This is a genomic window from Ralstonia sp. RL (assembly GCF_001683835.1).
Taxonomy (GTDB): domain Bacteria; phylum Pseudomonadota; class Gammaproteobacteria; order Burkholderiales; family Burkholderiaceae; genus Ralstonia; species Ralstonia mannitolilytica.
This window is the reverse complement of record NZ_LWRX01000169.1, coordinates 117,929-124,923: the sequence shown is the minus strand read 5'-3', so window position 1 is coordinate 124,923 and position 6,995 is coordinate 117,929. Positions and strand designations below refer to the sequence as shown.

The following is a 6,995-nucleotide window of genomic DNA, read 5'->3' as shown; positions in this document are numbered from 1 at the left end:
TTGCCAAAGAAAGCAAGCAAAGAAAGGCGCGCCCGAGATGGCGACTTCCCCTTGAATTTATGTAACCGTGCGGAGAAGGAGGCAAACTCGCTTCGCTCAGACAAGCCTCCTTCTTCTTTTCGCCCGCTTACAGAAACTCAAGGCGCCATCCAGGGCAGCAACGTCAACGGCCACACCGCCGGTGGGTGTGTGTTGACGCTCCTTTCTTCTTTCCTATTTCTTACGGGCGCTTGCCGATCGGTACGAACTTCAGGTCTTCGGGGCCGGTGTAGTTGGCGCTCGGGCGGATGATCTTGTTGTCGATGCGCTGTTCGATGATGTGCGCGGCCCAGCCCGAGGTGCGTGCGATGACGAACAGCGGGGTGAACATCGCGGTGGGCACGCCCATCATGTGGTACGACACGGCGCTGAACCAGTCGAGGTTCGGGAACATCTTCTTGATGTCCCACATGACGGTTTCGAGGCGTTCGGCAATGTCGAACATCTTCATGTTGCCGGCTTCCTTCGACAGCTTCTTCGCCACTTCCTTGATGACCTTGTTGCGCGGGTCGGACACGGTGTACACCGGGTGGCCGAAGCCGATCACGACTTCCTTGGCCTCCACGCGGCGGCGGATGTCGGCCTCGGCTTCGTCCGGCGTGTCGTAGCGCTTCTGGATCTCGAACGCCACTTCGTTTGCGCCGCCGTGCTTCGGGCCGCGCAGTGCGCCGATCGCGCCGGTGATGGCGGAGTAGATGTCCGAGCCCGTGCCGGCGATCACGCGGCCGGTGAAGGTCGAGGCGTTGAACTCGTGCTCGGCGTACAGGTTCAGCGACACGTGCATCGCATCGACCCACGACTTCGACGGCTCCACGCCGTGCAGCAGGTGCAGGAAGTGGCCGCCGATGGAGTCGTCGTCGGTTTCGACTTCGATGCGCTTGCCGTTGTGGCTGTAGTGGTACCAGTACAGCAGCATCGAGCCCAGGCTGGCCATCAGGCGGTCGGCGATGTCGCGGGCGCCGGGGATGTTGTGGTCGTCCTTCTCGGGCAGCACGGTGCCGAGCACCGACACGCCGGTACGCATCACGTCCATCGGGTGGGCCGAGGCGGGCACCCATTCCAGTGCGGCCTTCACGTTGGCGGGCAGGCCGCGCAGCGCCTTGAGCTTGGCCTTGTAGGCGGCCAGTTCGGCCCTGTTCGGCAGCTTGCCGTGCACCAGCAGGTGGGCGACTTCCTCAAACTCGCACGCGGCGGCCAGGTCCAGGATGTCGTAGCCGCGGTAGTGCAGGTCGTTGCCGGTGCGGCCGACGGTACACAGCGCGGTGTTGCCAGCCGTCACGCCCGACAGGGCCACGGATTTCTTGGGCTTGAAGGCGCCGGTGTTCGGGGTGCTGTTGTCTGCTTCGCTCATGGTGCGGTGTCTCCTTGGATGCGTTGAATCTTCGGGCTTATTTCTGTGCGGCAAACAGCGCGTCGAGCTTGTCTTCGTACGCGTGGTAACCGAGATATTGATACAGATCGGCGCGGGTCTGCATGGTTTCGACGGCGGCCTTCTGCGTGCCGTCGCGCATGACGGTCTGGTAGAAGTTCAGCGCCGCGGCGTTCATCGCACGATACGCGCCGCAGCAATACAGGGCGATATCGACGTCCGCGCTGCGCAGCTCGTCCGTGGTGAACAGCGGCGTGTTGCCGAACTCGGTCAGGTTGGCCAGGATGGGCACCTTCACGGCGGCCTTGAAGCGGCGGTAGTCGTCCAGCGTCTTCATGGCTTCCGGAAAGATCATGTCGGCGCCGGCTTCCACGTAGGCCACGGCCCGCTCGATGGCCGCGTCGATGCCTTCGGAGGCGGCCGCATCGGTGCGGGCCATGATGACGAAGTCGTCGTCGGTGCGGGCGTCCACGGCGGCTTTGACGCGGTCGACCATCTCGTCGGTCGGCACGACTTCCTTGCCCGGGCGATGGCCGCAGCGCTTCTGGCCGACCTGGTCTTCCAGGTGCACGGCCGCCACGCCCGCCTTGATGAACGAGCGGATCGTGCGTGCGATGTTGAAGGCGCCGCCCCAGCCAGTGTCGATGTCCACCAGCAGCGGCACCTGCACGGCGTCGGTGATGCGGCGGGCGTCGATCAGCACGTCTTCCATCGTGCTGATGCCCAGGTCCGGAAGGCCCAGCGAGTTGGCGGCCACGCCGCCGCCCGAGAGGTACACGGCCTTGAAGCCGGTCTGCTCGGCCATCTTGGCGGCGTAGGCGGTGATGGCGCCTACCACCTGCAGCGGTTGGGACTCCGCCACGGCCTGGCGGAACTTGGCGCCCGCGCTGGTGGGCTGTCGTTTGGTTGTGCTCATGCGTGCTCCAGAAGAATCGCCATGTAGAGCAGGAAGCGGGCCATCGGCGCCGCGCCGCCTAAGCCGTTGATTTGTATGGGTGTGGCGTTGGCGCCCCGGATCACGTCATTTCAGAATTGAAATTTCCATTTCAATATGGAAATGGCGGGCGCATAATGCAGGGATCATGCATCCGACTGCCGACCATGCTGACCGCCCGCGCATCTGGGCGTGCGGCATCAGCCGCCTGAGCGACCTGTTCCTCGACATTGCCGCCGAGTACAACGACCGCGCCGAGCTGCGCGTCGTCACGCGCGGCTTTGAAGACATCGTGCGCGAGATCGACATGGCCGGACCCCAGCGCCCGGATGTGGTGGTCGCGGGCGGCTCGAACGGCGCGTACCTGAAGCCGCGGCTGTCTCTGCCGGTGGTCGTTATCAACCCGACGGGCTTTGACGTGATGCACGCGCTGGCCCGTGCACGCCGTGCGGTGGCCGATGCTGCGCAGCCGGTGGCGCTCGTCACGCATGGCGACACGCCCGAGGAGGTGCGCCGCTTTGTCGCTGCATACAACATGGACGTGGTGTTCGCGTCGTATGCGTCGCGGCAGGACGCGGAGAGCTGCGTGCTCGACCTGCGCGACCGCGGCGTCGGCGCTGTCGTCGGACCGGGCCTGGTGACGGACCTGGCCGCGCGCGCCGGCATGCAGGCCGTGTTCCTGTATTCGCGCGATTCCGTGCGCGCGGCGTTCGACACCGCGCTTGAAGTCGTGCAGGCCACGCGCCGCGAAGCGCAGCGCCGCCAGCGGCTCGACAACCTGCTGCAGCACCTGCGCGACGGTGTGGTGGCGCTCGATGCGCAAGGTCGCGTGGAAGCGATCAACGAGCGGCTGGCCACGGCGCTCGGCATCGACGCCAAGCAGGCCATCGGCCAGCCGCTGCTGAGCATCGCGCCGAACCTGCTGGGCCTGCTGCCCGATGCGGACGGCGACACGCTCGGCACCGTGCGCGGCGTGAGCTACGTCATCCACCGCGGCCCGCTGGCCGGCATGGGCGCCGCAGACGGTACCGTGTTCACGTTCCAGGAGTCGCGCGCCGTGGAGCGGCTCGACCGCACGCTGCGCTCGCGCCAGCGCCCGCAGCAGTTCAGCGCGCGCTACCGGCTCGATGATCTCGTGGGCGCATCACCGCCCATGGAGCGCGTGCGCACGCTCGTGCGCCGCTATGCCAGGTCGGATGCGACCGTGCTCGTGCTCGGCGAATCCGGCACCGGCAAGGAGATGGTCGCGCAGAGCATGCACGAGCTCAGCGCGCGGCGCGATTTTCCGTTCGTCGCCATCAACTGCGGTGCGTTTCCCGAGGCGCTGCTCGAGAGCGAGCTCTTCGGCTACGAAGAAGGCGCGTTCACCGGCGCACGCAAGGGCGGCAAGGCCGGGCTGATCGAGGCGGCGCATCGTGGCACGCTCTTCCTCGATGAGATCGGCGAGATGCCGCTGCCGCTGCAAAGCCGCCTGCTGCGCGTGCTGCAGGAGCGCGAAGTCGTGCGGCTTGGCTCGACCGAGCCCACGCGCGTGGACATCCGCGTCGTGGCGGCCACGCACCGGGCCCTGACCGACGCGGTGGAAGCCGGCGCCTTCCGTGCCGATCTGTACTACCGCCTCAACATCCTCAGCATCGCGCTGCCCCCGCTGCGCGAGCGCCCCGACGACGTGATGCCGCTGGCCGCCGAACTGCTCGTGCAGGCCGCACGCCGCGAGCCGCGCCTGCTGCTGCGCATTGCCGATACCGACGAGGCCGCGCATCTGCTGGCCGGCATTGCGGCGCCGCTGCAGCGCTACACGTGGCCCGGCAACGTGCGCGAGCTGCAAAGCGTGGTCGAGCGCATTGCGGTGGAACTGGCCGATACCGACGACGCCAGCCCCCTCACGCAAGACGTGCTGCGCATGATCGCGCCCGAGGTGTTTGCACAGACGGCGCGCGGCAGGGGCGGCGCGCAAACGCTGCGTGAGCGCAGCCGTGGCGTGGAAGCCGAAGCGATCCGGGCCGCGCTGGCCGCGCATGGCGGCGACCGCGAGGCGGTGTGCGCGGCGCTCGGCATCAGCAAGACGACGCTGTGGCGGCGGTTGCAGGCCGGCTAGCCGATCGACGTGCCGCGCGATGGCGGTAAGATCGGCCTCTTCCCAATCGACAAGTCAGCGCAGGCACGTTATGCAAAGCAGGAGCAGGGCGACCCTCATCGGGCTCATCGCGGTGTTGTTGTGGGCCTCGATCGTCGGGCTGATCCGGGGCGTCAGCCAGAGCCTCGGGGCCGTGGGCGGTGCCGCCATGATGTACAGCGTGGCCTCGGTGCTGCTGCTCTTCACCGTCGGGTTCATCCGCTGGAAGGATTTTCCGCGCCGGTATCTCGTGTGGGGAAGCCTGCTTTTCGTGGCGTATGAGTTGTGCCTGTCGTTGTCGATCGGCTATGCCAACACCAGCCGGCAGGCCATTGAGGTCGGCATGGTCAACTACCTGTGGCCGTCGTTCACGATGCTGTGCGCGATCGTGTTCAACAAGCAGAGATCGAACTTGCTGATCGTGCCGGGGTTTCTCATTGCCATTCTCGGCATCTGCCTCGTACTGGGCGGCGACCAGGGGCTCGACATCGGCGGCATGGCCGCAAACGTGCGCGACAACCCGCTCAGCTATGGGCTGGCGTTTTCGGGCGCCGTGATCTGGGCCGCGTATTGCACCGTGACCGCCCGGATCGCCGAGGGCAAGAACGGCATCACGCTGTTCTTCATGCTGACGGCGCTGGCGCTGTGGATCAAATACTTCGCCACCGGCGGCGGCGCGATGCACTTCAGCGTCGAGGCGATTGTCTACCTGGCGATGGCCGCATCGGCCATGGGCTTCGGTTATGCAGCGTGGAACGTGGGCATCCTGCACGGCAACGTGACGGTGCTGGCCGGCGCGTCGTACTTCATTCCGGTGTTTTCTGCGGCGCTGGCCGCGGCGCTGCTGCGCACGCCGCTGTCGTTCGCGTTCTGGAAAGGCGCCTCGATGGTGTGTGCGGGCTCCATCCTCTGCTGGGTGGCAACGCGTGGGCAACGCGCGCGCGCCGCTGCCGCGCCCGAGCTGTCGTAACGGCGGGCCGCGTCCACCAGCGGCGCACGGCGCTGCCCGGCGCAATCCTTCGCTCGCCACCGTGCCTGGCGGCGTGTCTCGCCCGGGGATCACGGCGGACGCCTTTCCACAACAAACACCCACATACACCTTTTCGCGGCTTTTCGGTGCGGCGCGAACCATGGAGAATCGGTCTCCAATCCCGCTTGCCAACCTGTTGTATTAGGTATGACCGAAAAGAACCCATCGGAGACCGCGCGGCACGCTCTCCGGCTGCTGGCCTCACGCAGGTTGGCTCCCACGCCAGATAACTTTGCCGCGATCTATTACGAAATCGCAGGCAGCAAGCCCCATGAAGACGCCCCGGCAGAGCGCGCGGCGCTCGTGCGCGACCTGCGCGAGCATCTTGCGCGCACCGTCGAGTGCTGCCTGCCGGCCCTGGGCACCGACGATGCCCTGGTCGGCCCAGCGGCCTGGGCGCTCGTCAAGGCGTGCCGCTCCGACGCCGAAAGCCTCGCCAGCGTGAACAGCCGGCTCGCGGCGTTCAACCAGCGGCTGGCGCTGGCGGCCGCTGACCAGAACGACATCCGCCAGTCGCTGCTGGGCCTGCTGCAGCTCGTGTTCGAGAACATTAGCGAACTCTCGCTGGACGACCACTGGCTGCGCGGCCAGATCGACGCCCTGATGCGGGCCAGCGAAGCGCCCGTGAGCCTGCGCCGGCTGGACGATCTGCGGCGCCGCCTCAAGGAGGTCATCCACAAGCAGAGCTCGCTCAAGAGCAAGTCGATGGAGGCGCAGGAAGAGATGAAGCGGCTGCTGGCCGCCTTCATGGAGCGCCTGTCTGCCGCGGCCGCCACGTCGGACGCACACCACCGGCAGATGGAAGCCTGCGCGCGGCGCATCGAAGCGGCCCGGACCGTGGCGGACATTGCGCCCGTCATCCAGGACGCGCTGTCGGCCACGCGGTGGATGTCTTCGGAAGCCGCGCGCAATCGCGACGAGCTGTCGGCCATGCAGATGAAGGCCGAAGAAGCCGCCGCCGAAGTGGCCCGGCTGCGCAAGGCGCTGGACCTTGCTTCGGCGTCGGCGCGGCACGACCTGCTCACGGGTGCGCTCAACCGCAAGGGCCTGGAAGAGGCGCTGGAGCGCGAGGTGGCCCAGGCGATGCAGCAGGGCGCCGCGCTGTCGATCGCCTTCCTGGACATCGACAACTTCAAGGCCATCAACGACACGCACGGCCACACGTCGGGCGACGATGCCCTCGCGCACCTGGCGCAGGTGGCGCGCGAGTCGATGCGGCCGCAGGACACGCTGGCCCGCTTCGGCGGCGAGGAGTTCGTGGTGCTCATGCCGGACACGCGCCTGGAAGACGGCGTGAAGACCATCGTCCGGCTGCAGCGTGCACTGACCCAGCGCTTCTTCATGGCCGGCGACACGCGCCTGTTCATCACGTTTTCTGCCGGCGTGGCGGAGCTGGGCAAGGACGAACCGCCCATGGCGGCCATCCACCGCGCAGACCGCGGCATGTACCAGGCCAAGCGCGCGGGCAAGAACAAGGTCGTCAGCGTCTGAGGCGCCGCGCTGGGCG

At 67.1% G+C, this 6,995-nt stretch carries 5 protein-coding genes; 3 read left to right on the top strand and 2 right to left on the bottom strand.

Annotated features, from left to right (window positions below; all coding sequences use genetic code 11):
* Positions 1–220: 220 nt before the first annotated feature.
* Both prpC and prpB read right to left on the bottom strand, forming a co-directional pair.
* A complete protein-coding gene (gene prpC, locus A6M56_RS16760) occupies positions 221–1,390 on the bottom strand; it encodes a bifunctional 2-methylcitrate synthase/citrate synthase (protein ID WP_045219279.1) in 1,170 nt (389 codons plus the stop codon).
* 37 nt (positions 1,391–1,427) lie between these two features.
* Complete coding sequence (prpB, locus tag A6M56_RS16755; protein ID WP_045219281.1) at positions 1,428–2,324, bottom strand: methylisocitrate lyase; 897 nt, start codon at positions 2,322–2,324, stop codon at positions 1,428–1,430.
* A gap of 166 nt (positions 2,325–2,490) precedes the next feature.
* Here prpB and prpR point away from each other — a divergent pair, with 166 nt between their 5' ends.
* The 3 genes from prpR to A6M56_RS16740 all read left to right on the top strand — a co-directional run bounded on the left by prpR (position 2,491) and on the right by A6M56_RS16740 (position 6,979).
* Positions 2,491–4,440, top strand: coding sequence for a propionate catabolism operon regulatory protein PrpR (gene prpR / locus A6M56_RS16750; protein WP_102079146.1), 1,950 nt, complete (start codon positions 2,491–2,493; stop codon positions 4,438–4,440).
* A 70-nt stretch (positions 4,441–4,510) separates the two neighbouring features.
* Positions 4,511–5,428, top strand: coding sequence for an aromatic amino acid DMT transporter YddG (gene yddG / locus A6M56_RS16745; RefSeq protein WP_045219284.1), 918 nt, complete (start codon positions 4,511–4,513; stop codon positions 5,426–5,428).
* Positions 5,429–5,635: 207 nt separating this feature from the next.
* Positions 5,636–6,979 carry a GGDEF domain-containing protein gene (locus tag A6M56_RS16740; RefSeq protein ID WP_045219286.1) on the top strand — a complete coding sequence of 448 codons (1,344 nt, stop codon included), beginning with the start codon at positions 5,636–5,638 and terminating at the stop codon, positions 6,977–6,979.
* The last annotated feature ends 16 nt before the right edge of the window (positions 6,980–6,995 follow it).

Excerpts from the sequence above, each read along its gene's own strand:
- prpR (WP_102079146.1), top strand. The coding sequence starts at position 2,491 with ATGCATCCGACTGCCGACCATGCTGACCGCCCGCGCATCTGGGCGTGC.
- A6M56_RS16740 (WP_045219286.1), top strand. The coding sequence starts at position 5,636 with ATGACCGAAAAGAACCCATCGGAGACCGCGCGGCACGCTCTCCGGCTG.
- prpB (WP_045219281.1), bottom strand. The coding sequence starts at position 2,324 with ATGAGCACAACCAAACGACAGCCCACCAGCGCGGGCGCCAAGTTCCGC.
- prpC (WP_045219279.1), bottom strand. The coding sequence starts at position 1,390 with ATGAGCGAAGCAGACAACAGCACCCCGAACACCGGCGCCTTCAAGCCC.
- yddG (WP_045219284.1), top strand. The coding sequence starts at position 4,511 with ATGCAAAGCAGGAGCAGGGCGACCCTCATCGGGCTCATCGCGGTGTTG.